General features: G+C 59.5%; 23 protein-coding genes. 9 read left to right on the top strand and 14 right to left on the bottom strand.

Translation table 11 applies throughout. The features are described from left to right. Positions 1-200: 200 nt before the first annotated feature. The 9 genes from aceA to BMX68_RS17520 form a co-directional block, all read right to left on the bottom strand. On the bottom strand, positions 201-1,526 hold the full coding sequence (gene aceA, locus BMX68_RS17560) for an isocitrate lyase (protein ID WP_017132362.1): 1,326 nt from the start codon (positions 1,524-1,526) through the stop codon (positions 201-203). Positions 1,527-2,016: 490 nt separating this feature from the next. Further along, complete coding sequence (locus BMX68_RS17555) at positions 2,017-2,778, bottom strand: secretin N-terminal domain-containing protein (protein WP_017132363.1); 762 nt, start codon at positions 2,776-2,778, stop codon at positions 2,017-2,019. Between the two features lie 171 nt (positions 2,779-2,949). Continuing rightward, entirely contained in the window at positions 2,950-3,375 is a 426-nt protein-coding gene (locus BMX68_RS17550; protein ID WP_017132364.1) for a GNAT family N-acetyltransferase, read from the bottom strand. After that, complete coding sequence (locus BMX68_RS17545; RefSeq protein WP_017132365.1) at positions 3,368-4,534, bottom strand: ribosomal protein uL16 3-hydroxylase; 1,167 nt, start codon at positions 4,532-4,534, stop codon at positions 3,368-3,370. The genes BMX68_RS17550 and BMX68_RS17545 overlap by 8 nt, the downstream gene beginning before the upstream one ends. An 84-nt stretch (positions 4,535-4,618) precedes the next feature. After that, on the bottom strand, positions 4,619-5,989 hold the full coding sequence (gene purB, locus BMX68_RS17540) for an adenylosuccinate lyase (RefSeq protein WP_017132366.1): 1,371 nt from the start codon (positions 5,987-5,989) through the stop codon (positions 4,619-4,621). Positions 5,990-6,104: 115 nt separating this feature from the next. Further along, positions 6,105-6,728 (bottom strand): high frequency lysogenization protein HflD, encoded by a 624-nt coding sequence (hflD, locus tag BMX68_RS17535; RefSeq protein WP_017132367.1) that lies wholly within the window; start codon positions 6,726-6,728, stop codon positions 6,105-6,107. Then, positions 6,725-7,855: a tRNA 2-thiouridine(34) synthase MnmA gene (gene mnmA, locus BMX68_RS17530; protein WP_017132368.1), complete on the bottom strand. Its 1,131-nt coding sequence runs from the start codon at positions 7,853-7,855 to the stop codon at positions 6,725-6,727. Before mnmA ends, hflD begins: the two co-directional genes overlap by 4 nt. 60 nt (positions 7,856-7,915) lie before the next feature. Beyond that, on the bottom strand, positions 7,916-8,362 hold the full coding sequence (locus BMX68_RS17525; protein ID WP_060783117.1) for an NUDIX hydrolase: 447 nt from the start codon (positions 8,360-8,362) through the stop codon (positions 7,916-7,918). A gap of 71 nt (positions 8,363-8,433) precedes the next feature. After that, positions 8,434-10,659, bottom strand: coding sequence for an NADP-dependent isocitrate dehydrogenase (locus BMX68_RS17520; protein ID WP_017132371.1), 2,226 nt, complete (start codon positions 10,657-10,659; stop codon positions 8,434-8,436). A gap of 503 nt (positions 10,660-11,162) precedes the next feature. On the opposite strand from BMX68_RS17520, the gene icd reads away from it, so the two are divergent. After that, a complete protein-coding gene (gene icd / locus BMX68_RS17515; RefSeq protein WP_017132372.1) occupies positions 11,163-12,419 on the top strand; it encodes an NADP-dependent isocitrate dehydrogenase in 1,257 nt (418 codons plus the stop codon). A gap of 84 nt (positions 12,420-12,503) precedes the next feature. Here the strand turns inward: icd and cspD are convergent, their stop codons facing one another. Then, complete coding sequence (gene cspD, locus BMX68_RS17510) at positions 12,504-12,770, bottom strand: cold shock domain-containing protein CspD (RefSeq protein WP_017132373.1); 267 nt, start codon at positions 12,768-12,770, stop codon at positions 12,504-12,506. A 226-nt stretch (positions 12,771-12,996) separates the two neighbouring features. Between cspD and clpS the strand changes: the two genes are divergently transcribed. Beyond that, a complete protein-coding gene (clpS, locus tag BMX68_RS17505; RefSeq protein WP_017132374.1) occupies positions 12,997-13,359 on the top strand; it encodes an ATP-dependent Clp protease adapter ClpS in 363 nt (120 codons plus the stop codon). A 28-nt stretch (positions 13,360-13,387) separates the two neighbouring features. Continuing rightward, positions 13,388-15,658 (top strand): ATP-dependent Clp protease ATP-binding subunit ClpA, encoded by a 2,271-nt coding sequence (gene clpA, locus BMX68_RS17500; protein ID WP_060783118.1) that lies wholly within the window; start codon positions 13,388-13,390, stop codon positions 15,656-15,658. Positions 15,659-15,825: 167 nt separating this feature from the next. On the opposite strand, the gene infA is transcribed toward clpA, so the two are convergent. From infA to trxB, 4 genes are all read right to left on the bottom strand, one after another. Next, entirely contained in the window at positions 15,826-16,044 is a 219-nt protein-coding gene (gene infA, locus BMX68_RS17495; protein ID WP_002553999.1) for a translation initiation factor IF-1, read from the bottom strand. A gap of 280 nt (positions 16,045-16,324) precedes the next feature. Continuing rightward, positions 16,325-17,032, bottom strand: coding sequence for an arginyltransferase (locus BMX68_RS17490; RefSeq protein ID WP_017132375.1), 708 nt, complete (start codon positions 17,030-17,032; stop codon positions 16,325-16,327). Positions 17,033-17,087: 55 nt separating this feature from the next. Further along, the gene (aat, locus tag BMX68_RS17485; protein WP_017132376.1) at positions 17,088-17,768 is read right to left on the bottom strand and encodes a leucyl/phenylalanyl-tRNA--protein transferase; all 681 of its coding nucleotides are present in this window, start codon (positions 17,766-17,768) and stop codon (positions 17,088-17,090) included. A gap of 9 nt (positions 17,769-17,777) precedes the next feature. Next, positions 17,778-18,728 carry a thioredoxin-disulfide reductase gene (trxB, locus tag BMX68_RS17480; RefSeq protein WP_017132377.1) on the bottom strand — a complete coding sequence of 317 codons (951 nt, stop codon included), beginning with the start codon at positions 18,726-18,728 and terminating at the stop codon, positions 17,778-17,780. A 300-nt stretch (positions 18,729-19,028) separates the two neighbouring features. On the opposite strand from trxB, the gene BMX68_RS17475 reads away from it, so the two are divergent. From BMX68_RS17475 to cysG, 6 genes are all read left to right on the top strand, one after another. After that, a complete protein-coding gene (locus tag BMX68_RS17475) occupies positions 19,029-21,440 on the top strand; it encodes a DNA translocase FtsK (protein WP_060783119.1) in 2,412 nt (803 codons plus the stop codon). Between the two features lie 58 nt (positions 21,441-21,498). Further along, positions 21,499-22,122, top strand: coding sequence for an outer membrane lipoprotein periplasmic chaperone LolA (gene lolA, locus BMX68_RS17470; RefSeq protein ID WP_017132378.1), 624 nt, complete (start codon positions 21,499-21,501; stop codon positions 22,120-22,122). Positions 22,123-22,275: 153 nt separating this feature from the next. Further along, positions 22,276-23,592: a replication-associated recombination protein A gene (locus BMX68_RS17465; RefSeq protein ID WP_017132379.1), complete on the top strand. Its 1,317-nt coding sequence runs from the start codon at positions 22,276-22,278 to the stop codon at positions 23,590-23,592. Next, positions 23,589-23,963 carry a fluoride efflux transporter CrcB gene (gene crcB, locus BMX68_RS17460; protein WP_060783120.1) on the top strand — a complete coding sequence of 125 codons (375 nt, stop codon included), beginning with the start codon at positions 23,589-23,591 and terminating at the stop codon, positions 23,961-23,963. The genes BMX68_RS17465 and crcB overlap by 4 nt, the downstream gene beginning before the upstream one ends. Before the next feature lie 16 nt (positions 23,964-23,979). Then, entirely contained in the window at positions 23,980-25,260 is a 1,281-nt protein-coding gene (gene serS, locus BMX68_RS17455; RefSeq protein WP_017132381.1) for a serine--tRNA ligase, read from the top strand. Next, the gene (gene cysG, locus BMX68_RS17450) at positions 25,260-26,654 is read left to right on the top strand and encodes a siroheme synthase CysG (RefSeq protein WP_017132382.1); all 1,395 of its coding nucleotides are present in this window, start codon (positions 25,260-25,262) and stop codon (positions 26,652-26,654) included. Before serS ends, cysG begins: the two co-directional genes overlap by 1 nt. Positions 26,655-26,700: the final 46 nt, after the last annotated feature.

Raw genomic sequence — 26,700 nt, 5'->3', positions numbered from 1 at the left:
CTCGGCGAGCGCCGGATGGGGCATGCGAGGTGCGCCGAGCCGGCGTACCTCGCTCTTGAGGGGCAATCAGGCAATAGCATCCAGACACACGCTCGCCTTTTTGTCGTTGATCACGTTCAGTGGCACGGCTGCCGGGACCTCGACGGTCCCGACGGTTGCTCGGAGAGCAGAACGAGACTCTTCAGAACGCTGAAGCCGAATCAGTGAAACTGCTCTTCCTCGGTCGAGCCGGTCAGTGCGGTCACCGAAGACGAGCCGCCCTGGATCACAGTGGTCATGTCGTCGAAGTAGCCGGTGCCGACTTCCTGCTGGTGCGCGACAAAGGTGTAACCCTTGGCGGCGTCGGCGAACTCCTGCTCTTGCAACTTGACGTAGGCGGTCATGTCGTTGCGGGCATAGTCGTGTGCCAGGTTGAACATGCTGTGCCACATGTTGTGGATGCCCGCGAGGGTGATGAACTGGTGCTTGTAGCCCATGGCCGACAGCTCACGTTGGAACTTGGCGATGGTCGCATCGTCCAGATTTTTCTTCCAGTTGAAGGACGGTGAGCAGTTGTAGGACAGTAGCTGGTCCGGGTATTCCTTCTTGATGGCCTCGGCGAAGCGGCGGGCTTCGCCCAGGTCCGGCTTGGCGGTTTCACACCAGATCAGATCGGCATAGGGCGCGTAGGCCAGGCCGCGGGCAATGGCCTGGTCAAGGCCGGCGCGGACTTTATAGAAGCCTTCCTGGGTGCGTTGGCCCGTCACGAATGGCTGGTCGTAAGGATCGCAGTCCGAGGTCAGCAGGTCGGCGGCGTTGGCGTCGGTACGAGCCAGGATGATGGTCGGTACACCGGCGACATCGGCGGCCAGGCGGGCGGCGGTCAGCTTGTGGACAGCCTCTTGGGTCGGCACCAATACCTTGCCGCCCATGTGGCCGCACTTCTTCACGGAAGCCAATTGGTCTTCGAAGTGTACGCCGGCCGCGCCCGCTTCGATCATGCTCTTCATCAGCTCGTAGGCGTTCAGGACGCCGCCGAAACCGGCTTCGGCGTCGGCTACGATCGGTGCGAAGTAATCGATGTAACCGTCATCGCCGGGGTTCTTGCCGGCTTTCCATTGGATCTGGTCGGCGCGCCGGAACGAGTTGTTGATGCGCTTGACCACGGTCGGCACGGAATCCACCGGGTACAGCGACTGGTCGGGGTACATCGATTCGGCGGAGTTGTTGTCCGCCGCCACTTGCCAGCCCGACAGGTAGATTGCCTGAATGCCCGCCTTGACTTGCTGTACGGCCTGGCCACCAGTCAGGGCGCCCATGCAGTTGACGAAATCTTTCTCCGGGCGAAAGGCCGGCTTGGCGCCTTGGGTGACCAGGTTCCAGAGCTTCTCGGCGCCCATGCGCGCCAAGGTGTGCTCGGGCTGAACCGAGCCGCGCAGGCGGACCACGTCAGCGGCGGAGTAAGTGCGAGTCACGCCTTTCCAGCGCGGGTTTTCCGCCCAATCTTTTTCAAGGGCCGCAATTTGCTGTTCGCGTGTCAGTGCCATGGAGATAAACCTCGTCGCGTCTTTTATCAAAAGTCGTCCTTGGGGGGGGAGAATTCCTTACTCCGCCACCTGCACAACGTGTATAGACAATTGCTCGCAGACCAAAGGTGCGGTTTGGCGGGGAGGCGACGATTGAACGATTGACCCAAGGAAGTGAGCAAGGCGCAGGCGATGCAGCGGGCGCAGTGGGGCGTTGTGGGCCTTCATGCGGGCTTCACCGGTCTTGCCGTTGTATCTATTACGCTTCCGTCCCTCGGGACAACTTCGTTGCAGTCGCAACCTCGTCAAACGCGCCTGATGGGCGGTACAGACCGAATCGGCTCAGGGGATAGGTTAGAGCTGCGATCCGAAGGCCCTCGCCAGGGCCCTTGATTAGCGGGAGCGAGGCCATCATGCCTTTGGTTTTTTAGCCCGTCAAACGTTTTGTAGTGCTTTTTTTAAAGCACTACATATTTGCTCCGATGCGACTCATCGGTCAGTTTTCGGTGCTTTAGTCCAGCATCTCGACTTTCACTCGCAAAGTCATGTCGTTACGGCTGGAGGTAGAGTAATTGCGGGTTAGCGCCTGACGATCAGCCTGAGTCTGGCCATTGACGCCGGCCAGCGTCATCCACTGGCCGAGCGGCCCGCTGATGATTGTGTCGGTACTTTGCACGTTCACTACATCCTGACGCTCCTGGCTCATCCGGTCACGATTGGTGCTGATGGCCAGGTGAACGATGTTTCCGGTGACGCTGGCGGTGACGTAGAAACCTTGGGTGACGTTGCGATACTGGGTCTGGGTCTGTGGCCGACCGTAGGCGTCGAGCTGGCCGGTGCTGGTGGTCAGTGGCACGCTCTGGCCCACTTGGATCAAGGCTGGGGCGCCTTCACTGGCTTGGACTTGCTGGATACCGCCCTCGCGGCTGTCGGTACCACGGCTGATGATGCGGGTCTGGCCCTGACCGTTGATCGAATAGCCCTGGGTGCCCTGGTCGTTGCTTTCGCTGGTGTCGACGCTGATCAGCAAGCGTCTGGCGGGCTTGTCCAGTTGGTGGAGGAAGTCGCGCAGCTCATTGATCTTGCTGGGCTCGGCGTCGACGATCAGTTGGTTCTGGTAGGCGCTGGCCTTACCGTTCTGGCCGAGGAAGTTCTGGACGACGGGCAGCAGGTCGCCGCTGGTGCGGTAGTTCAGGGGGATGATTTCGGTGGCGGCCTGGGCGCTGAAAGTACAGGCCAGCAGGAGGCTGGTGAGTAGGGTGCGTAGGGACATGTCCGTTATCTCCGCGGTGGACTTGGCAATGGCTTGAGTTTGACAGTTTCTCGGCCATTGATGGGTCAAGTTGAATCGCGGCAGGGAAAACGCCCCGGCATCGGTGATGGCGGGGCGTAAAATCAGCCATCTCACAGGCCACTAGGGTCCGGATCAGAGCTCTCCGATAGATCAGGCGCAGTTGCGTACCATGTCGACATGGGGAATCCCGGCTTCGAGAAACTCCTCGCTGACGATACTGAAGCCATGCCGTTCATAGAACGCCGTGGCCTGTACCTGGGCGCTGAGCATCTGCTGCTCAAGGCCGCGTTTCTCGGCCTCGGCGATGACTTCCCGCAACAGTGCGTCACCGACCTTCAGTCCGCGCCAGTCGCGCAGGACCGAAACGCGTCCGATATGCCCGTCTGGCAGCAGGCGGGCAGTGCCGATTGGAAAGTCGCCCTCGAACGCCAGGAAGTGCACGGCACTGGCGTCCTCGGCGTCCCACTCCAGTTCCGGCGGTACGGCTTGTTCGACAATGAACACCGACTCACGAATGCGCCGGATCTCGGCGTTATCCTTTTGCCAGTCTGCGACACGTACATGAATTCTATTCATCGGCAAATCCCAGGCTTCCTTGTTTGACCAGCTCGCAGAGCAGGCCGCGTCCTTCTTCATCGTCCAGCCATTGGCCGAGGTTGTCGAGATGCAGAGCGTCCGCCGCGCAGATCATTTTCAGCAACTCGCGCAGCTTGCCCGGCAGGTAGCGACTCTGGCCACTGGCGAACAGCAGCAGGTCGTCATCGACTTCCGACCAGGCCAGGCGTGCGCTCGGGTTGCGAATCAGTATCGCGCCTTGTTGCAGGCCGGCAAGCAGGTCTTCCTCTTCGAGTTCCGGGCCTACTACCAGTTCCGGATAGCGAGGTTCGGTCATGAACTGGCCGAACCAGGTCAGCAGCAGGCGTTCGTCGCTCATGTGTTCGGCCAGCAAGCTCTTGAGGCGGTCGAGAGCGTCGTGCTGGATCTGGTGCGGATCGGCCAGCGGCTGCGCGTCGGCGTCAGTATAGCGCTCTTCATCCGGTAGAAACTGGCTGAGGAAGTCGGTGAAATGGGTCAGTACTTCAGCCGCGCTCGGCGCACGGAAGCCCACCGAGTAGGTCAGGCAGTCGTCCACGGCGACACCGCAGTGGGCCAGGCGCGGCGGCAGGTAGAGCATATCGCCGGGTTCCAGGGTCCACTCGGCGGTTTCCTGAAAGTCAGCGAGGATGCGCAGGTCAGTGTGCTCCAGCAGCGGGCTGGTGGAGTCGCACATCTGGCCGATCTTCCAATGGCGCTTGCCATGGCCCTGGAGCAAGAATACATCGTAGTTGTCGAAGTGCGGACCGACGCTGCCGCCGGGGGCGGCGAAGCTGATCATCACGTCATCGATGCGCCAGCTTGGCAGGAAGCGGAAGTTTTCCAGCAGTTCGGCGACTTCCGGAACGAACTGGTCGACAGCCTGCACCAGTAGGGTCCACTCACGCTCCGGTAGCTGGCTGAAGGCGTCTTCGGCGAACGGTCCACGGCGCAGTTCCCAGGGGCGCTCGCCGTGTTCGATGATCAGGCGCGATTCGACTTCTTCCTCCAGGGCCAGGCCGGCCAGTTCGTCGGGGTCGATGGGGCTTTCGAAGTCAGGAATGGCCTGGCGGATCAGTAGCGGTTTCTTCTGCCAGTAGTCGCGTAGGAATTCGCGAGCAGTAATGCCGCCTAAAAGTTGCAGAGGAATATCAGGATTCATGTGTAACCTATTGAAAAAAGACATTTTTCATACGGTAATAAAAACGCCCGGCTCGGCCGGGCGTTCAGAGCGGGTGCTGTATGATCAGATACGCTGGGCTTGGCTCACGGCGTTACCGATGTAGTTGGCCGGGGTCAACTGTTTCAGCTCGGCCTTGGCGTCGGCAGGCATGTCGAGTCCGTCGATGAAAGTCTGCAGCGCTTGCGGGCTGATACCCTTACCGCGAGTCAACTCTTTCAGTTTTTCGTAGGGGTTTTCGATGTTGTAGCGACGCATCACGGTCTGGATCGGCTCGGCCAGGACTTCCCAGCAAGCATCCAGGTCGGCGGCAATTTTCTGCTGATTGAGCTCCAGCTTGCCGATGCCCTTGAGGCTGGCTTCGTAGGCGATGACACTGTGGGCGAAGCCGACGCCGAGGTTGCGCAGTACGGTAGAGTCGGTCAGGTCGCGTTGCCAGCGGGAGATCGGCAGCTTGCTGGCCAGGTGCTGGAACAGTGCGTTGGCGATACCCAGGTTGCCTTCGGAGTTTTCGAAGTCGATTGGGTTGACTTTGTGCGGCATGGTCGAGGAGCCGATTTCGCCGGCAATGGTGCGCTGCTTGAAGTAACCCAGGGAGATGTAGCCCCAGATATCGCGGTCGAAGTCGATCAGGATGGTGTTGAAGCGCGCGATTGCATCGAATAGCTCGGCGATATAGTCGTGCGGCTCGATCTGCGTTGTGTAGGGGTTGAAGCCCAGGCCCAGTTCGTCTTCGATGAAGGCGCGGGCGTTGGCTTCCCAGTCGACCTGCGGATAGGCCGACAGGTGGGCGTTGTAGTTGCCCACGGCTCCGTTGATCTTGCCCAGCAGCGGCACGGCGGCGACTTGGGCGATTTGGCGCTCCAGGCGGTAGACGACGTTCGCCAGCTCCTTGCCCAGAGTGGTTGGCGATGCTGGCTGGCCGTGGGTGCGCGACAGCATCGGCACGGCGGCGAAGCGCTGGGCCAGCTCGCGGATGGCCTCGGCTATCTGGCGCATCAGCGGCAGCAGCACATCGTCACGGCCTTCGCGCAGCATCAGAGCGTGGGACAGGTTGTTGATGTCCTCGCTGGTGCAGGCAAAGTGGATGAACTCACTGACGGCGGCGAGTTCAGGCAGTTTGGCGGCCTGTTCCTTGAGCAGGTATTCGATGGCCTTGACGTCGTGGTTGGTGGTGCGCTCGATCTCTTTGACGCGTTCGGCGTGCTCCAGGGAGAAGTTTTCGGCCAGGGTATTCAATACGGCATTGGCTTGCGCGGAAAACGCCGGCACTTCAGTGATCGCAGGGTGAGCGGCCAGGCGCTGAAGCCAGCGCACTTCCACCAGGACGCGAGCACGGATCAGACCGTATTCGCTGAAAATAGGGCGCAGGGCCTGGGTTTTGCCGGCGTAGCGGCCGTCAACAGGGGAAACCGCAGTGAGCGAAGAAAGCTGCATGGGGTGTTCTCGGACAGTCGGGCAACGAAATGGGGCGCGTATCATACATGAAAAAATTCACTGGTCCGTTGCCAACTGACCGGCGTATCGCGCTTTTACAGCTCCGTCGATGGCCTCAGGCGCCATGCATCAACGGATAGAGTTCCTTGAGCAGCCTGCGCCGACTGATAACCAACTGCCAGCGATGACCGCCCAGTTGGCGCCACAGGCGGGCCGAGCGAATACCGGCCAGCAGCAGGGCACGGATCTTCGAAGCATTGCTCGGTTGTTGCAGGTTGCGCATGTCGCCGTGTACCTGGATCCGCTGGCGCAAGGTGCTTAGGGTGTCCTGGTATAACGCGCCACAAGCGGCTATCACGTTTTCATGAGCTGGACCGAAGTGTTCGACTTGGGACTGGATCTGCGGGAGGCGCTTGCCGATGGTTTCCAGCATGTCGTCGCGCTTGGCCAACTGGCGCTCCAGGCCGAGCATCGACAGGGCGTAGCGCAGCGGCTCGCGTTGCAGGGCGCTGGGATCGCGTTCGAGGGCGCCGATCAGTGCGCGGTAGCCGTCGCGCAGGTTGAGATCGTCGCCACCGTAGACTTCCAGAGTGTCCCTGGGGTCGCGGATCAGCAGGCTGCCGAGCATGCAGCTCAGGCCAGCTTCGCTGGATTGGCCGGTCTTGGCGATCTTGTCCACCAGAACCGCCGCGAGAAACACACCGCCCAGTGCCGTCAGTTGCTCCTGGGTCGGGCTCATGGGCAGGCTCCGTCGGTCCAGGGCTCGGCAACTTCGATCACGCCACCACCCAGGCAAATTTCGCCATCGTAGAAAACCACGGACTGACCCGGCGTCACGGCGCGTTGAGGTTCATCGAACACCGCACGATAGCCGTCGACGGTTTTTTCCAGGGTGCAGTGCTGGTCGCCCTGGCGGTAACGGACTTTTGCCGTCAACTTACGCGGGCTCCTCAGGTCGACCGGGTTGACCCAGAAGATCTCGGAGGCGAGCAGGGCACGGGAAAACAGCAACGGGTGCTCGTTGCCCTGGCCGACGATCAATTCATTGTGCTCCAGGTCCTTGGCCAGCACATACCACGGCTCGTCGCTGGCGTCTTTCTGGCCGCCGATGCCCAGGCCCTGGCGCTGGCCGATGGTGTGATACATCAGGCCGTGGTGGCGGCCAATGACCTCACCTTCGGTCGTCTTGATCTCGCCGGCTTGGGCCGGCAGGTATTGCTTGAGGAAGTCGCTGAAGCGTCGCTCGCCGATAAAGCAGATCCCAGTGGAGTCCTTTTTCTTGGCGGTCGCCAGGCCATGCTTTTCGGCAATCGCGCGCACGGCGGGCTTTTCCAACTCGCCGACCGGAAACAGGGTCTTGGCGATCTGTTCGCCACCGACGGCATGCAGGAAGTAGCTCTGGTCCTTGTTCGGGTCCAGACCCTTGAGCAGTTCGGTGCGTCCTTCGATATCGCGGCGGCGCACGTAGTGGCCGGTGGCGATCAGGTCGGCACCGAGCATCAGGGCGTAGTCGAGAAACGCCTTGAACTTGATTTCGCGGTTGCAGAGGATGTCTGGGTTCGGTGTGCGTCCGGCCTTGTATTCGGCCAGGAAAAGCTCGAACACGTTGTCCCAGTACTCGGCGGCGAAGTTGGCGGTGTGCAGCTTGATGCCGATCTTGTCGCACACAGCCTGGGCGTCCGCCAGGTCGTCCATGGCGGTGCAGTACTGCGTTCCGTCGTCTTCCTCCCAGTTCTTCATGAACAGGCCTTCCACCTGATAGCCCTGCTCCATCAGCAGGACGGCGGAAACGGAAGAGTCCACGCCGCCGGACATGCCGACAATGACGCGCAGGTTTTCTGGGGCGAGGGAGGCTGGATCACGCATAGGGATTCAATGAGTGTCTTCGAAAAAGGACGCGATTCTAACAGGCCCGCGCCCGCAAGGCTAAAGAGAAGGGCGGATCAGTTCGAGACTGTGCAGCGGGCCTGCCCGATAATCGTCGATACAGCGGATGATCAGCTCGCTGCGCCACTGCGGGCGCAGGGCCAGCAATTCGTCGCGGGTCAGCCAGCGTGGGCCGATGATGCCGTCATCCAGTTGGTAATCGGGGCGGTGCCGCAGTGGCTTGGCGGCAAAGCACACGCGCTGGTAGGTCACGCCGTTGCTGGGAGCGGTGTACAGGTAGATGCCGATGACGCCGGTCAGTTCGACATCCCAACCGGTTTCTTCCAGGGTTTCGCGGATGGCCGCCTCGCTCAGGCTCTCATCGGGATCGAGGTGGCCGGCCGGCTGGTTGAAGACCACCTGTCCGTTTTGCAGTTCTTCGACGAGCAGGAAGCGCCCGTTGTCTTCGACGACGGTGGCGACGGTGATATGGGGTTGCCATTCCATAGGGTGGTTTCTCTGAAGGTGATAACACAAACCCCGGCACTGGGCCAGGGCTTGTGGTACTGCCGGGAAGCTTACACCAGCGCAGCGATTGCCGCGTTGAGCGTGGCGCTCGGACGCATGGCCTGGCTGATCAGTTCGGCGTTGGCGTGGTAGTAGCCGCCAATGTCGACTGGTTTGCCCTGCACGGCATTGAGCTCGGCAACGATGGTCGCCTCGTTCTCGGTCAGGGTCTTGGCCAATGGGGTGAACTGGCCTTGCAGCGCGGTGTCTTCGCTCTGGGCGGCCAGGGCCTGGGCCCAGTACAGTGCCAGGTAGAAGTGGCTGCCGCGGTTGTCGATGTTGCCGACCTTGCGCGATGGTGACTTGTTGTTGTCGAGGAACAGGCCAGTCGCCTGGTCCAGGGTCTTGGACAACACCAGGGCTTTCGGGTTGTTGTAGGTCACGCCCAGATGTTCCAGGGAAGCGGCCAGGGCCAGGAATTCACCCAGGGAGTCCCAGCGCAGGAAGTTTTCTTCCACCAGTTGCTGGACGTGCTTGGGAGCCGAACCGCCGGCGCCGGTTTCGAACAGGCCACCGCCGTTCATCAACGGTACGATGGACAGCATCTTGGCGCTGGTGCCCAGTTCCATGATCGGGAACAGGTCGGTCAGGTAGTCACGTAGCACGTTACCGGTGACCGAGATGGTGTCCTGGCCTGCGCGGGTACGGGCCAGGGTGAACTTCATCGCCTCGACCGGCGACATGATCTGGATATCCAGGCCACTGGTATCGTGATCCTTCAGGTAAGCCTGGACCTTCTCGATCACTACGCCATCGTGGGCGCGCATCGGGTCGAGCCAAAAAATCGCCGGGGTGCTGCTCGCGCGGGCACGATTGACGGCCAGCTTGACCCAGTCCTGGATCGGCGCGTCCTTGGTCTGGCACATGCGGAAGATGTCGCCAGCTTCCACGGTTTGTTCCAGCAGGGTACGGCCATTGTTGTCGCAAACCCGCACCACGCCCTTGGCCTTGATCTGGAAGGTCTTGTCGTGGGAGCCGTATTCTTCGGCTTTCTTCGCCATCAGACCGACGTTGGGCACGCTGCCCATGGTGGTCGGGTCGAAGGCGCCATGTTGCTTGCAGTCTTCGATCACCGCTTGATAGATGGTGGCGTAGCAGCGATCCGGGATCACTGCCTTGGTGTCGTGCAGTTGACCGTCGGCGCCCCACATCTTGCCGGAGTCGCGGATCATGGCCGGCATCGAGGCGTCGACGATGACGTCGCTTGGCACGTGCAGGTTGGTGATGCCCTTGTCGGAGTTGACCATGGCCAGTGCTGGCCGAGCGGCGTAGACCGCCTGGATGTCCGCTTCGATCTGTGCTTGCTGCTCGGCCGGCAAGGCCTTGATGCGTGTGTACAGGTCGCCGATGCCGTTGTTCAGGTTGAAGCCGATCTGGGCCAGGACCTCGGCGTGCTTGGCCAGGGCGTCCTGGTAGAATTCGGCAACGATCTGGCCGAACATGATCGGGTCGGACACCTTCATCATGGTGGCTTTCAGGTGAACCGACAGTAGCACGCCTTGTTGCTTGGCATCTTCGATTTCGGCGGCGATAAAGCTGCGCAAGGCGTTCTTGCTCAGCACGGCGCAATCAAGGATCTCACCGGCTTGGACGCTGGTCTTCTCCTTCAGGACGCTGGAGGTGCCGTCCTCGGCGATCAGTTCGATCTTGACACTGCCAGCGGCGTCGATCAGGGCGGCTTTTTCGCTGCCGTAGAAATCGCCGTTGCTCATGTGCGCGACGTGGGATTTGGAGTCGGCAGCCCAGGCGCCCATCTTGTGCGGGTGCTTGCGTGCGTAGTTCTTGACCGACAGCGGTGCGCGGCGATCGGAGTTGCCTTCGCGCAGGACCGGGTTTACGGCGCTGCCCTTGACCTTGTCGTAACGGGCGCGAGCGTCTTTTTCGGCGTCGCTGCTCACGGTTTCCGGGTAGTCGGGGATGTTGAAGCCCTGGGCTTGCAGTTCCTTGATCGCGGCCTGCAGTTGCGGTACCGAAGCGCTGATGTTCGGCAGCTTGATGATGTTGGCTTCGGGCGTGATGGCCAACTCGCCGAGCTCGGCAAGGTGGTCCGGCACAGCTTTGGCGCCCAATTGCTCGGGGAAGCTGGCGAGAATGCGTCCTGCGAGGGAAATGTCGCGGGTTTCCACGGCGATATCAGCCGAAGCGGTAAAGGCCTCTACGATAGGCAACAGTGAATAGGTGGCGAGGGCGGGGGCTTCGTCGGTGAAGGTGTAGATGATCTTCGAACGGGTGGGCATATTCGGATTAACTCTCTTCTTTGCTAAAGCATGCGCAGAAACTCGAGATGCGCCGGATAAGCGCGTTCGTTCAAAGTCGTCCATGAGTCGAATGTCGAGATTTCTTCGCGGTGATGTTGGGTTGCGTCAGTCGAGCGTCAAGCGGTCGGACTGCGCTAACAGTCCGGCTTTTGGGCGGAAAGTCTCGGCTACATTTCGGTAGCTGGGAGAGGTCGGCCATCGTGACCCTGTGGTCATCGGCGCGATTATACATAGGTTGCTGGCAAAGCGCCGAGGGTTCATAAACAACTCTTTTGATCCATTGGTCTAAAGGTCGCACGCGCAAAGCGCCGGGTGGCGCCGCGCGATGCTGGAGATTGCCGATTTTTTCCAGGAGTTCAGGTTTGTACGCCGCGAACTGCCAGCCTTTCGGTGTAAATAGGGATAGTCGAGGTTTGCGTCTATATTTAACCGGGGTAGGCTCGAGCGTAGCCAGATGTTCAATCCATAGATGGAGGTACAACATGGGATACCAGAAGATTCAGGTTCCAGCCGTCGGTGACAAAATCACCGTCAATGCAGACCACTCTCTCAATGTTCCTGATCACCCGATCATCCCCTTCATCGAAGGCGACGGCATTGGCGTCGATATCAGCCCGGTGATGATCAAGGTCGTCGATGCCGCGGTCGAAAAGGCTTATGGCGCCAAGCGCAAGATATCCTGGATGGAAGTCTATGCTGGCGAGAAGGCCACCCAGGTCTATGATCAGGATACTTGGCTGCCTCAGGAAACCCTTGATGCGGTCAAGGATTACGTGGTTTCCATCAAAGGTCCCCTGACGACTCCAGTGGGCGGTGGTATCCGTTCGCTTAACGTGGCCCTGCGCCAGCAACTCGACTTGTATGTCTGTCTGCGCCCGGTGCGCTGGTTCGAAGGCGTGCCGAGCCCGGTGAAAAAGCCCGGCGACGTCGACATGACGATCTTTCGCGAGAATTCCGAAGATATCTATGCGGGGATCGAGTGGAAAGCCGGCTCGCCGGAAGCGAACAAGGTCATCAAGTTTCTCAAGGAGGAAATGGGCGTCACCAAGATCCGCTTCGACCAAAATTGCGGTATTGGCGTCAAACCGGTATCGAAAGAGGGGACCCAGCGCCTGGTGCGCAAGGCCCTGCAATATGTTGTCGACAATGATCGCAAGTCGCTGACCATCGTCCACAAGGGCAATATCATGAAGTTCACGGAAGGTGCCTTCAAGGAATGGGCCTACGAAGTGGCCGCCGAAGAGTTCGGCGCGACGTTGCTCGATGGCGGCCCGTGGATGCAGTTCAAGAACCCGAAGACCGGTCGCCATGTCGTGGTCAAGGACGCCATTGCCGACGCCATGCTCCAGCAGATCCTGCTGCGCCCGGGCGAGTACGATGTGATCGCGACCCTCAATCTGAACGGTGACTACCTGTCCGACGCCCTGGCGGCCGAGGTGGGAGGAATCGGTATCGCGCCGGGGGCCAACCTGTCCGATACCGTCGCCATGTTTGAAGCTACCCACGGCACTGCGCCCAAGTATGCCGGCAAGGATCAGGTAAATCCGGGCTCGCTGATCCTGTCCGCGGAAATGATGCTGCGCCATATGGGCTGGACCGAAGCGGCTGATCTGATCATCAAGGGGACCAACGGCGCAATCGGCGCCAAGACCGTGACCTATGACTTCGAGCGCCTGATGGACGGTGCCAGGCTGCTGTCGTCTTCCGGCTTCGGCGATGCCCTGATCGCCCATATGTAAAGCGAGCGGCGGTGCACAAAAAAACGCCCGACTCAAAATTTGAGTCGGGCGTTTTTTTTGCCTGGATTTTTCTACTGATCGATTTCAGGCACTGACGTTGTGTGTCTTGGTCTTATGGGGCAATGCTTTCTCTTCGGTGGGGGTCGCGACAACAGCCTCTATATCGACGGCATGCAAACCTTTGGGGCCTTGGATGATCTTAAAGCTTACTGCCTGGCCAGCCTTAAGGGTTTTGTAGCCATCCATCTTGATGGCTGAGTAATGGGCAAACAAGTCTTCATCCTTGCCTTCTTCCAGGACGAAACCATAGCCCTTGGCGTTGTTGAACCACTTGACCTTACCGCTCGGCATGCTCATATCCCTCTGCAAACGACCCCATCACTGGAGTATCATCCAGTTCATCCTTCACTACGTGAACCAGAAAAATGGTTGACGATATGGACCTTTATTACCCAATGTGGGCTCTATTGGTTGTAACACCGATTTGGCGATAGTCAAGGTGACCGTTCGGTCGGTATTGAAACTTTCCGAAACGTCCCCATTACTACAACAGCTCAACTGACGAACCTTTCTTTCCATGCATGCAATCAGCCAGATTCGACTAACCTTCAATCAGGATCGCCCGGATTTTCACGACGACGACTCTGCGGGCATTGCCATACAGGAAGCAAAGCCCTCGTTGCAGGCACCGCCGATGTACAAGGTGGTTTTGTTCAACGATGACTACACGCCGATGGATTTCGTCGTCGAAGTGCTTGAGGTGTTTTTTAACCTGAATCGTGAGCTGGCCACCAAGGTCATGCTGGCCGTTCATACAGAGGGACGGGCAGTATGTGGAGTGTTTACCCGCGACATCGCCGAGACCAAGGCCATGCAGGTCAACCAGTACGCCAGGGAAAGCCAGCATCCGCTACTCTGTGAAATCGAGAAGGACGGTTAACGCCGACCACTTGGGTATGAGGTGAACTATGTTAAACCGCGAGCTCGAAGTCACCCTCAATCTAGCCTTCAAGGAGGCCCGTTCGAAGCGTCATGAATTCATGACGGTCGAGCATCTCCTGCTGGCCCTTTTGGATAATGAGGCCGCCGCTGCCGTTCTACGGGCCTGTGGTGCGAACCTCGACAAACTCAAACACGACCTGCAGGAGTTTATCGACTCCACCACGCCGTTGATTCCCGTTCATGACGAAGATCGCGAAACCCAGCCGACGCTGGGCTTCCAGCGTGTCCTGCAGCGTGCCGTATTCCATGTGCAGAGTTCCGGTAAACGCGAAGTGACGGGTGCCAACGTGCTTGTCGCAATCTTCAGCGAACAGGAAAGCCAGGCAGTGTTCCTGCTCAAGCAACAAAGCGTTGCACGTATCGATGTCGTCAACTACATCGCTCATGGCATCTCCAAGGTGCCTGGGCACGGCGATCACTCCGAAGGCGAGCAGGATATGCAGGACGAAGAGGGCGGCGAGTCTTCATCTTCAGGCAATCCCCTGGACGCGTATGCCAGCAACCTCAATGAGCTGGCACGCCAGGGGCGTATCGATCCATTGGTCGGCCGCGAGCTGGAGGTCGAGCGTGTCGCGCAGATCCTCGCTCGTCGGCGCAAGAACAACCCGTTGTTGGTGGGAGAGGCGGGCGTTGGCAAGACCGCGATCGCCGAAGGCCTGGCCAAGCGCATCGTCGACAACCAGGTGCCGGATCTGCTGGCCAGCAGCGTCGTCTATTCTCTCGACCTGGGTGCCTTGCTGGCCGGCACCAAATATCGCGGCGACTTCGAGAAACGCTTCAAGGCGTTGCTCGGCGAGCTGAAAAAACGTCCACAGGCGATCCTGTTCATTGACGAAATCCACACCATCATCGGCGCGGGTGCCGCTTCCGGCGGTGTCATGGACGCTTCGAATCTGCTCAAGCCGCTGCTGTCCTCTGGCGATATCCGTTGCATTGGCTCGACCACTTTCCAGGAATTTCGCGGCATCTTCGAGAAAGACCGTGCCCTGGCCCGGCGCTTCCAGAAGGTCGACGTGTCCGAGCCTTCGGTCGAAGACACCATTGGTATTCTGCGTGGCCTGAAAGGTCGTTTCGAGCAGCACCACAATATCGAATACAGCGACGAGGCGTTGCGTGCGGCAGCCGAGCTGGCTTCACGCTACATCAATGATCGGCATATGCCGGATAAAGCCATCGACGTGATCGACGAGGCGGGCGCCTACCAGCGCTTGCAGCCGGTCGAGAAGCGTGTGAAGCGCATCGAAGTGCCGCAAGTCGAGGACATCGTCGCGAAAATCGCGCGGATTCCGCCGAAACACGTCACCAGCTCCGACAAGGAACTGCTGCGTAATCTTGAGCGTGACCTGAAGCTGACCGTATTCGGCCAGGATGCGGCCATCGACTCGCTGTCGACCGCCATCAAGCTGTCCCGTGCCGGACTGAAATCGCCGGACAAGCCTGTCGGTTCGTTCCTGTTCGCCGGTCCCACCGGTGTCGGCAAGACCGAAGCGGCGCGGCAACTGGCCAAGGCGATGGGGATCGAGCTGGTGCGTTTCGACATGTCCGAGTACATGGAGCGTCACACTGTCTCGCGTCTGATCGGCGCACCTCCGGGCTACGTCGGTTTCGACCAGGGTGGCCTGCTGACCGAAGCGATTACCAAACAACCGCATTGTGTGCTGCTGCTCGATGAAATCGAGAAGGCCCACCCGGAAGTCTTCAACCTTCTGCTGCAGGTCATGGACCATGGGACCCTGACCGACAACAACGGGCGCAAGGCCGACTTCCGCAACGTGATTCTGATCATGACCACCAACGCCGGTGCCGAAACCGCAGCCCGGGCGTCGATTGGCTTTACCCATCAGGATCATTCGTCCGATGCCATGGAAGTGATCAAGAAAAGCTTCACGCCGGAGTTTCGCAACCGCCTGGACACTATTATCCAGTTTGGTCGCCTCAGCCATGAGGTTATCAAGAGTGTGGTGGATAAGTTCCTTACCGAGCTTCAGGCTCAGTTGGAAGACAAGCGCGTACAGTTGGAGGTGACCGATGCGGCCCGCAACTGGCTGGCCGAAAGTGGCTACGATGTGGCCATGGGAGCGCGTCCGATGGCACGCCTGATCCAGGACAAGATCAAGCGTCCGCTGGCCGAAGAGATCCTGTTTGGCGAGTTGTCCGAGCATGGCGGTGTAGTACACATCGACATCAAGGATGGCGAGCTGACTTTCGACTTCGAAACCACGGCTGAAATGGCCTGATCCGGGCTTGATGCAGTACAAGACAAAGGCGCTTTCAGGCGCCTTTGTCTTGTAAGCCTGGGAGCAATCAAAATGTTTTTTGGGTCTGCTTCACGGCTCGGCGAGGCAAGCTTGCTCACCACATAACAAAAACGCCCGGCGGTGCCGGGCGTCTTGTGTTGACCTGATTAGCGGGCGCGGTAGGTGATGCGCCCTTTGCTCAAGTCATAGGGCGTCAGCTCGACGCGCACTTTGTCACCGGTAAGAATGCGGATGTAGTTCTTGCGCATCTTGCCGGAGATATGCGCGGTTACGACGTGCCCATTTTCCAACTCCACGCGAAACATGGTGTTGGGCAGGGTGTCGACGACAGTGCCTTCCATTTCGAAGCTGTCTTCTTTCGACATGCAGTAAAGCCCTCGGTATCCAGTGAATGGCCCGGTGCAACTGCGCCAGGCAAAAGCGGCGTGCATTGTGCCCGAAAAACCACCTTCACGCCAAGTGGTTAGTGCCAACCGCGAAAATAACTGCCCGCCTGCGGCGACATCAGTCACCGCAATACAGTTTTTTGCGAGGTAAGGGGAAGGCCGGGTGGCTTGGGTGGCGAGTTCTGTCAGGCAATTTCGGCATCAGCCGCCTGGACTGCCGGCATCTGCACTTGAGCTAACGAACTAACCGCACCGGCCACTAGCTGAGCGTGACCCAGCGTTGATTGATCAACAGCTCGATCGGTCGATATTGGGTCTTGTAGTTCATCTTCTTGCAGTTCTTGATCCAGTACCCGAGATAAACGGCGTCCCGGCCCAGTCGATGGGCTTCGCTGATCTGCCAGAGAATCGCGTAGCGGCCGAGGCTGCGGCGTTCTTCGTCCGGCTCGTAGAACGTGTAGACCGCCGAGAGGCCGTTGGGCAGCAGGTCGGTCACCGCCACGGCGACCAGTCGACCTTCCAGGCGAAACTCGTAGAATCTTGAAAAGGGCAGATCGCGCACCAGGAAGGTCGAGAACTGGCCTCGACTGGGCGGATACATGTCGCCATCGGAGTGGCGTTGCTCGATATAACGCTGGTACAGGTCGAAGTATTCCTCGCTGAACCCCGGCTTGGCGGCTCGCACCTGAAGATCCATGTTGCGTTTGAGAATGCGTTTTTGCTGACGGTTGGGCACAAACTGCGCCACCGGGATGCGCGCCGGCACGCAGGCGTTGCAGTTTTGGCAATGGGGTCGGTAGAGGTGGTCGCCGCTGCGACGAAATCCCATCTCCGAAAGGTCTGCGTAGACATGCACGTCCATGGGCTGGCTAGGGTCGAGGAACAGCGTGGTAGCCTGCTCTTCGGGCAGATAGCTGCAAGAGTGGGGTTGAGTGGCATAAAACTTCAAACGCGCCAGCTCGGTCATGATCAACCCTCGGGATAAGCTTTGAATTAAGTGTAAGCCAGCCGATGGAACTCGCCTAGCAAACCCATCGGGCCGTATTGGGCTGATCGAGATGGTGGTGCAGGTAGTCGGCAAAAGTGCTGCGCGGAATCGCCCGGGCACCGAGGCTATGCAGGTGATCGGTGGGCATCTGGCAGTCGATCAAGACAAACCCCGCTGTTTTCAGGTGGTTGACCAGGGTTGCGAAGCCTACTTTCGAGGCGTTGTCGGCACTACTGAACATGGACTCACCGAAAAACAGTTGCCCAATCGCCAGGCCGTACAGGCCGCCGACCAGTTGATCCTGGTCCCAGACCTCGACCGAATGGGCGATGCCGCGCTCGTGCAACTGCAGATAGGCGTTTTGCATCGCCTCGGTGATCCAGGTTCCGTTGGCGTAGGCGCGTGGCGCGGCGCAGGCGCGAATGACACTGGCAAAATCCCGGTCGAAGGTGACCTGGTAGCGCTGCTGGCGCAGAAGCTTGCCCAGGCTGCGCGAAACATGCAGTTCGTCGGGAAACAGAACGGTGCGTGGGTCCGGCGACCACCAGAGAATCGGCTGGCCTTCGGAAAACCACGGGAAACAGCCGTGGCGATAGGCCTGGATCAGCCGGTCGGCAGACAGATCGCCGCCAGCGGCCAGCAGTCCATTGGGTTCGCGCATGGCCTTGGCCAGCGGTGGAAATGTCAGGGTGTCGCGTTGTAACCAAGTCAGCATGGCATTCAATCAGTTATCGTCCAGATACTTCTCGGCATCCAGCGCTGCCATGCAGCCGGCACCCGCCGACGTGATGGCTTGGCGATAGACATGGTCGGCGACGTCGCCGGCGGCGAACACCCCAGGGATTTGCGTCGCGGTGGCATTGCCGTCGCTGCCGCCCCTGACCTGCAGATAGCCGTCGCGCATGGTCAACTGCCCCTGGAACAGGTCGGTGTTGGGTTTGTGGCCGATAGCGATAAACACGCCGGCCAGCGACAAGTCCCAGGTTTCGCCGGTCAGGCTGTCACGCAGGCGGGCGCCAGTCACGCCGGTCGCGTCGCCGAGCACTTCGTCCAGATTCTGGTTCCAGTGCAGGCGGATATTGCCGTTGGCGGCTTTTTCGAAGAGTTTGTCCTGGAGGATCTTCTCCGAGCGCAATTTGTCACGGCGGTGAACCAAGTGTACTTCCTTGGCAATATTGGCCAGGTAAAGCGCTTCCTCGACGGCCGTATTACCGCCACCGATAACGGCTACTACTTGGTTACGGTAGAAAAACCCATCGCATGTGGCGCAAGCCGAAACCCCCTTGCCGGCGAAGGCCTCCTCGGAAGGCAAGCCCAGGTACTGGGCAGAGGCGCCGGTGGCAATAATCAGGGCGTCGCAGCTGTAGATACCGTTGTCACCCTTGAGGATAAACGGTCGCTGCTGCAACTCGGCAGTATGAATGTGGTCGTAGACAATCTCGGTATCGAAGCGCTCCGCGTGTTTTTGCATGCGCTCCATCAGGACCGGACCGGTCAGGCCTTCGACATCGCCTGGCCAGTTGTCGACTTCGGTGGTGGTGGTCAACTGACCGCCGGCTTGCAGGCCGGTAATGACCACAGGCTTGAGGTTGGCACGGGCGGCATAAACGGCAGCACTGTAACCGGCGGGACCGGAGCCCAGGATGATCAGGCGTGAATGCTTGGCTTCAGTCATAAAAACACCTCATAAGCCTTTGTCACAAAAGAAAATGCATGCTCAAATTGAACAGCATGAAAATCGCTGTTGGTTATGCTACACCCAAGCGGCTAGCGTGTGGCATCGGGCGTGTAAACCCGTACAATGGCCATAATGTACCGATGATAGTTTCTGAACGGGCAAGTGCCGATCGCATAAAGGACGGACAGTGAAAAGAGTCCCGGTAGAGTCGCAGAACTGTTCAGCTGCCCCGAATGGGCAGTATTTTTGTCGTCAATCAACAGTTGGGCGCGCCTTGGGCGCAGGAAAAGACGCGTTTTGAAGAAATCCACCGCTACACCCCCTAAAGCAGTCGTGCCGCTCTGGCGTCAGCAACTGCACTATCGTCTCAAGGAAGGCGCACTGATTGCCATCGGCGCCTTGTGCCTGTTCCTGATGATGGCCTTGCTGACCTATGGCAAGGACGATCCGGGCTGGAGTCATAACAGCAAGATCGACGATGTGCAGAACTTCGGTGGGCCTGCCGGTTCCTACAGCGCCGATATCCTGTTCATGGTGTTGGGTTATTTCGCCTACGTATTCCCGCTGTTGCTGGCCGTCAAGACCTGGCAGATCTTCCGCCAGCGCCACGAACCCTGGCAGTGGAGCGGCTGGTTGTTTTCCTGGCGGTTGATCGGCCTGGTGTTTTTAGTACTGTCCGGTGCCGCGTTGGCGCATATCCATTTTCATTCGCCCACCGGCTTGCCGGCCGGTGCCGGCGGTGCGCTGGGCGAAAGCCTTGGCGACCTGGCCCGCAATGCCTTGAATATCCAGGGCAGCACGCTGTTGTTCATTGCCTTGTTCCTGTTCGGTCTGACGGTCTTTACCGACTTGTCGTGGTTCAAGGTGATGGACGTTACCGGCAAGATCACTCTCGACCTCTTCGAGCTGTTCCAGGGCGCGCTGAATCGCTGGTGGGCGGCGCGTACCGAGCGCAAGCAATTGGTGGCGCAACTGCGTGAGGTCGATACCCGGATCGAGGAAGTGGTCGCCCCGAGTACCGCCGACAAGCGTGAGCAGGCCAAGGCCAAGGAACGCCTGATCGAGCGCGAGCAGGCCTTGAGCAGGCACATGTCCGAGCGTGAAAAACACGTTCCGCCGGTGATCGCCCCGGCACCGGTCAAGCCGCCGTTGCCGAGCAAGCGCGTGGAGAAAGAGAAACAAGCCCCGTTGTTTATCGACAGTGCGGTCGAAGGCACCTTGCCGCCGATCTCGATTCTCGACCCGGCCGAGAAGAAACAGCTCAATTATTCCTCGGAGTCCCTGGCTGCCATCGGCCACCTGCTGGAAATCAAGCTCAAGGAATTCGGAGTCGAAGTGGCGGTGGACTCGATCCATCCCGGCCCGGTGATTACCCGTTACGAAATCCAGCCGGCCGCGGGCGTCAAGGTCAGCCGTATCGCCAACCTGGCCAAGGACTTGGCGCGCTCGCTGGCGGTGACCAGCGTGCGGGTGGTGGAGGTGATTCCCGGCAAAACCACCGTCGGTATCGAGATTCCCAACGAAGACCGACAGATCGTGCGCTTCTCCGAGGTGCTGTCGACCCCCGAATACGACAACTTCAAGTCGCCGGTCACCCTGGCCCTGGGCCACGATATCGGCGGTCGGCCAGTGATCACCGATTTGGCGAAGATGCCGCACCTGCTGGTGGCCGGTACCACCGGTTCCGGTAAGTCGGTGGGGGTGAACGCGATGATCCTGTCAATCCTGTTCAAGTCCGGCCCCGAAGACGCCAAGTTGATCATGATCGACCCGAAAATGCTCGAACTGTCGATTTACGAAGGCATTCCGCACCTGCTGTGCCCGGTGGTCACCGATATGAAGGACGCTGCCAACGCCTTGCGCTGGAGCGTCGCGGAGATGGAGCGGCGCTACAAGCTGATGGCCAAGATGGGGGTGCGCAACCTGTCGGGCTTCAATGCCAAGATCAAGGAGGCCCAGGAGCGCGGCGAGCCGATTGCCGACCCGTTGTACAATCGCGAGAGCATCCACGACGAAGCGCCGCTGTTGAGCAAGCTGCCAACCATTGTCGTGGTGGTCGACGAATTCGCCGATATGATGATGATCGTCGGCAAGAAGGTCGAAGAGCTGATCGCCCGTATCGCACAGAAGGCGCGGGCAGCCGGCATCCACCTGATTCTCGCGACCCAGCGGCCTTCGGTGGATGTGATCACCGGCCTGATCAAGGCCAACATCCCAACCCGCATGGCCTTCCAGGTTTCGAGCAAGATCGATTCGCGGACCATTATCGACCAGGGTGGCGCCGAGCAATTGCTGGGCCATGGTGACATGCTCTATATGCCGCCCGGCACCAGCCTGCCGATTCGGGTCCATGGCGCGTTTGTCTCCGACGACGAGGTGCATCGGGTGGTCGAAGCCTGGAAGCTGCGAGGTGCGCCCGAGTACAACGACGACATCCTCAATGGCGTCGAAGAAGCCGGCAGCGGCTTTGAAAATGGCGGTGGCGGCGGCGGTGACGACGATGCCGAGACCGATGCACTGTACGACGAGGCTGTGCAGTTCGTCTTGGAAAGCCGCCGGGCGTCGATTTCCGCGGTCCAGCGCAAACTGAAAATCGGCTACAACCGGGCTGCCCGCATGATCGAAGCCATGGAAATGGCCGGAGTGGTGACAGCCATGAATACCAACGGCTCGCGCGAAGTGCTTGCGCCAGGGCCGATGCGCGACTGACCCTGGGCCGCGTGAGATCATGCGGCCCACCTTTCAAACGAATTTCATGAGGACTCCCATGCGTCTTATCCGCATGCTGTTGTTGCCGGTTCTGGCGTTGACCACCTTGTCGGCTCATGCTGACCAGAAGGATGTGACGCGCCTGACGCAGTTGCTCGAAAAGTCTCAGACGTTGACAGCGCGGTTCTCCCAGTTGACCCTGGATGGCAGCGGCACCCAGTTGCAGGAAACTGCCGGTGAAATGTCCTTGCAGCGTCCAGGCCTGTTCTACTGGCACACCGATGCACCCCAGGAACAGACCATGATCTCCGATGGGCAGAAGGTCACCCTGTGGGACCCGGACTTGGAACAGGTAACCATCAAGAAGCTCGACATGCGCTTGACCCAGACTCCAGCCTTGCTGTTGTCCGGTGACGTGTCGAAGATCAGCGAAAGCTTCGATATCAGTGCCAAGGAAGCCGGTGGCGTGATCGACTTCACCCTTAAGCCGAAAACCAAGGATACCCTGTTCGACAGCCTACGCCTGTCGTTCCGTAACGGCCTGGTCAATGATATGCAACTGATCGACAGCGTCGGCCAGCGCACCAACCTGCTGTTCACCGCGGTCAAGGCCAACCAGCCGATCCCGGCCGCCACGTTCAAGTTTGACATCCCCAAGGGGGCTGACGTCATTCAGGAATAAGAGGTTTCAAGCCCAACCCGTGGATCTGTGTTGTCTTGTTCGTCGACGAGGTCCATCGACTCAATAACGCGATCAAGTCATATATAGATCAATGGCTTGGAAGGGGCATTGTGCGGATTTCTGGGCTTTCCCATTGTTTCGAGGAGGCAAGCCATGCCTGATCTGTTCGCACAAGAGCCTATTGCGCCACTGGCTGAAGCCCTTCGCCCCAAGACCTTGGAAGAGGTGGTCGGACAGTCGCACTTGCTGGGTGCAGGTAAGCCTCTGCGACTGGCTTTCCAGTCGGGCAGGCCTCATTCGATGATCTTTTGGGGGCCGCCAGGGGTTGGCAAGACAACCTTGGCGCGTCTCACCGCCACAGCCTTCAAGTGTGAGTTCATCGCCCTGTCAGCGGTGTTCTCCGGCGTGAAGGACATCAGGACCTCCATGGAACAGGCAGAACAGAACCTATCCATGGGCAAGCACACCATCTTGTTCGTCGACGAAATTCACAGGTTCAATAAGTCCCAACAAGACGCTCTTCTTCCTTATGCGGAAAGTGGCTTGGTCACCTTCATTGGCGCCACCACCGAGAATCCCTCCTTTGAGGTGAACTCGGCCCTCTTATCACGGGCACAGGTCTATGTGCTGCAGTCGCTGACAGACGAAGAACTGAAGCAATTGCTGCAACGTGCCCAGGAAAAAGCACTTGGCGATCTTCAATTTGACGACCAGGCCAGGGACACGCTCATCGGTTATGCCGATGGAGATGCCAGAAGGTTCCTCAACCTGTTGGAGCAAAGTAGCGCGGCCGCCACTACCTCTGGCATAACCTTGATCACCGCTGACTTCCTTCAGAACGCGTTGACCTTGAACAGTCGGCGTTTTGACAAGGGCGGCGACAACTTCTATGACCAGATCTCGGCCTTGCACAAGTCGGTTCGTGGTTCTCATCCCGATGCCGCGCTCTATTGGCTGACCCGCATGTTGGACGGTGGTGCCGATCCTGCCTACCTGGCACGGCGTATTGTGCGTATGGCTTGGGAAGATATTGGGCTCGCTGATCCAAGAGCCATGCAGATTGCCAATGACGCTGCCTTGACCTACGAGCGGCTGGGGAGTCCCGAAGGTGAGTTGGCACTGGGTCAAGCGACCATCTACCTGGCAATGGCGGCAAAGAGCAATGCCGGTTACATGGCCTACAACCAGGCGAAAGCCTTCGTCAAGCAGGATAAGAGCCGAGAGGTTCCCGTTCATCTACGCAATGCTCCCACCAAACTGATGAAGGAACTCGGTTACGGGCATGAATACCGATATGCCCATGATGAGCCCAATGCTTATGCGGCGGGTGAAACCTACCTTCCAGAAGGAATGGAAGAACCCGGTTGGTACCGACCCGTGCCCAGAGGCTTGGAGATCAAGATCGGCGAGAAACTCAACCAACTGGCGGCGCTCGACCGCCAAAGCCCGAAACCACGGAGAAAAACGTGATCCGCACTGTGCTTGCCGTCTCTGTCGCCGGTATCGTCGGTACCCTGGTGCGCTTTGCCACGGGCAATCTAATCAACGCCAATTGGCCGAAGCACTTCTATACCGCGACATTGGCCGTTAATATCGTGGGCTGCCTGGTGATTGGCGTGCTCTACGGCCTGTTTTTGCTGCGCCCCGAAGTTCCGGTTGAAATCCGCGCGGGCCTGATCGTGGGGTTTGTCGGCGGCCTGACCACATTTTCATCTTTTTCACTGGATACGGTGCGCCTGCTGGAAAGCGGGCAGGGCTTGCTGGCCATCGGCTATGTGGCCCTCAGCGTATTCGGCGGGCTGCTCGCGACCTGGGCCGGCCTGTCCTTGACCAAACTCTGAATAACGAGAAACCGACATGCTCGATTCCAAACTGTTACGTAGCAACCTTCAGGACGTAGCGGATCGCCTGGCCTCCCGTGGCTTCAGCCTCGATGTTGCCCGCATCGAAGCGCTGGAAAGCCAGCGCAAGGTGGTGCAGACCCGCACCGAACAATTGCAGGCCGAGCGCAATGCGGTGTCCAAAAGTATCGGCCAGGCCAAGCAGCGCGGCGAAGACATCGCGCCGCTGATGGCCAGTGTCGAGACGCTGGGTTCTGAACTGAGCGAAGGCAAGGTGGCGCTGGATGCCATCCAGTTTCAACTCGATCAGATCCTATTGGGCATTCCGAACCTGCCCGACGAATCGGTACCGGTTGGCGCCGATGAAGACGCCAATGTCGAAGTGCGCCGCTGGGGTACGCCAGCCGCCTTCGATTTCCCGATCCAGGACCATGTCGCGTTGGGTGAAAAGTTCGGCTGGCTGGATTTCGAAACCGCCGCCAAGCTGTCCGGCGCACGTTTCGCTTTGTTGCGCGGCCCGATTGCCTGCCTGCACCGTGCGCTCGCGCAGTTCATGATCAACCTGCACACCAGCGAGCATGGTTACGAAGAGGTCTATACGCCTTACCTGGTCCAGGCCCCGGCGCTGATCGGTACTGGTCAATTGCCAAAGTTCGAGGAAGACCTGTTCAAGATCACCCGTGACGGCGAGGCCGATCTGTACCTGATCCCGACCGCCGAGGTGTCGCTGACCAATATCGTCGCCGGTGAGATCATCGATCCCAAGCAACTGCCGTTGAAGTTCGTGGCACACACGCCGTGCTTTCGCAGCGAAGCCGGTGCCTCGGGTCGCGATACCCGCGGGATGATCCGCCAGCACCAGTTCGACAAGGTCGAGATGGTCCAGATCGTCGAGCCCGCGACCTCAATGCAAGCCCTGGAGAGCCTGACCGCAAACGCCGAAAAGGTCTTGCAACAACTGCAACTGCCCTATCGCGTACTGGCCCTGTGTACCGGTGATATGGGCTTCAGTGCTGTGAAGACCTACGACCTGGAAGTGTGGGTGCCGAGCCAGGACAAATACCGTGAAATCTCCTCGTGCTCCAACTGCGGCGACTTCCAGGCCCGGCGCATGCAGGCGCGTTGGCGTAACCCGCAAACCGGCAAGCCGGAGCTGGCACACACCCTGAACGGTTCCGGGCTGGCGGTGGGTCGCACGCTGGTGGCGGTGCTGGAAAACTACCAGCAGGCCGACGGTTCGATCCGTGTACCGGAAGTGCTCAAACCGTACATGGGCGGCCTCGAGGTTATCGGCTGATGGAGTTTCTGCCGCTGTTTCACAACCTGCGCGGCAGCCGTGTGCTGGTCGTCGGCGGCGGCGAGATTGCCTTGCGCAAATCCCGCCTGCTGGCCGATGCCGGCGCGGTGTTGCAGGTGGTCGCTCCCGAGATCGAAAGTCAGTTAGGTGAGCTGATCGGCAACAGCGGTGGCAAAATGCTGTTGCGCGGTTATGTCGAATCCGACTTGGACGGCTGCGTGCTGGTCATTGCCGCCACCGACGACGAGTCGCTCAACGCTCAAGTCTCCGCCGATGCTCGTCGGCGCTGCGTACCGGTCAATGTGGTCGATGCACCGGCCTTGTGCAGCGTGATCTTCCCGGCCATTGTTGATCGTTCGCCGCTGGTGATCGCAGTTTCCAGCGGCGGTGATGCACCGGTACTGGCTCGGTTGATCCGGGCCAAGCTGGAAACCTGGATTCCTGCCACCTATGGTCAGTTGGCCGGGCTCGCAGCGCGCTTTCGGACCCAGGTGAAAGCCTTGTTTCCTGGCGTGCAACAGCGTCGTGCATTCTGGGAAGACGTGTTCCAGGGGCCTATCGCCGACCGTCAGTTGGCCGGGCAGGGCGCCGAGGCCGAGCGTTTATTGCTGGAGAAGCTCAACGGAGTGGCACCGAACGCGCCAGGCGAGGTGTATCTGGTGGGTGCGGGACCGGGTGATCCCGACCTGTTGACCTTCCGCGCACTGCGCTTGATGCAACAGGCGGACGTGGTGCTCTACGACCGTCTGGTCGCCCCGGCGATTCTCGAACTGTGCCGGCGCGATGCCGACCGTATCTATGTCGGCAAGCGTCGTGCCGATCATACCGTGCCTCAGGACCAGATCAACCAGCAACTGGTCGATCTGGCGAAACAGGGCAAGCGGGTACTGCGGCTGAAGGGTGGAGATCCGTTCATCTTCGGTCGTGGTGGCGAAGAGATCGAAGAGCTGGCGGCCCACGGGATTCCTTTCCAAGTGGTGCCGGGGATCACGGCGGCCAGCGGTTGCTCGGCCTATGCCGGGATCCCGCTGACGCACCGCGACTACGCGCAGTCGGTACGATTTGTTACCGGGCACCTGAAAGATGGCAGCACTGACCTGCCGTGGGTCGACCTGGTGGCGCCGGCCCAGACCCTGGTGTTCTATATGGGCCTGGTGGGGTTGCCGATCATCTGTGAACAGTTGATCAAACATGGTCGTTCGGCGCAAACACCCGCAGCGCTGATCCAGCAAGGCACCACCTCGAATCAGCGCGTATTCACCGGCACGCTGGCCAATCTGCCACAACTGGTGGCGGAGCATGAAGTCCATGCACCGACGCTGGTGATTGTCGGAGAAGTGGTCCAGCTACGCGAGAAACTGGCCTGGTTCGAAGGTGCGCAATCCCAAGTCTGAGGCCGATTTAGCGTTGGCCTCAATCCCCACTGCAAGAGCCTGTAAT

Source organism: Pseudomonas agarici (assembly GCF_900109755.1).
Lineage (GTDB): Bacteria > Pseudomonadota > Gammaproteobacteria > Pseudomonadales > Pseudomonadaceae > Aquipseudomonas > Aquipseudomonas agarici.
This window is presented reverse-complemented; position numbering and strand designations above follow the sequence as displayed.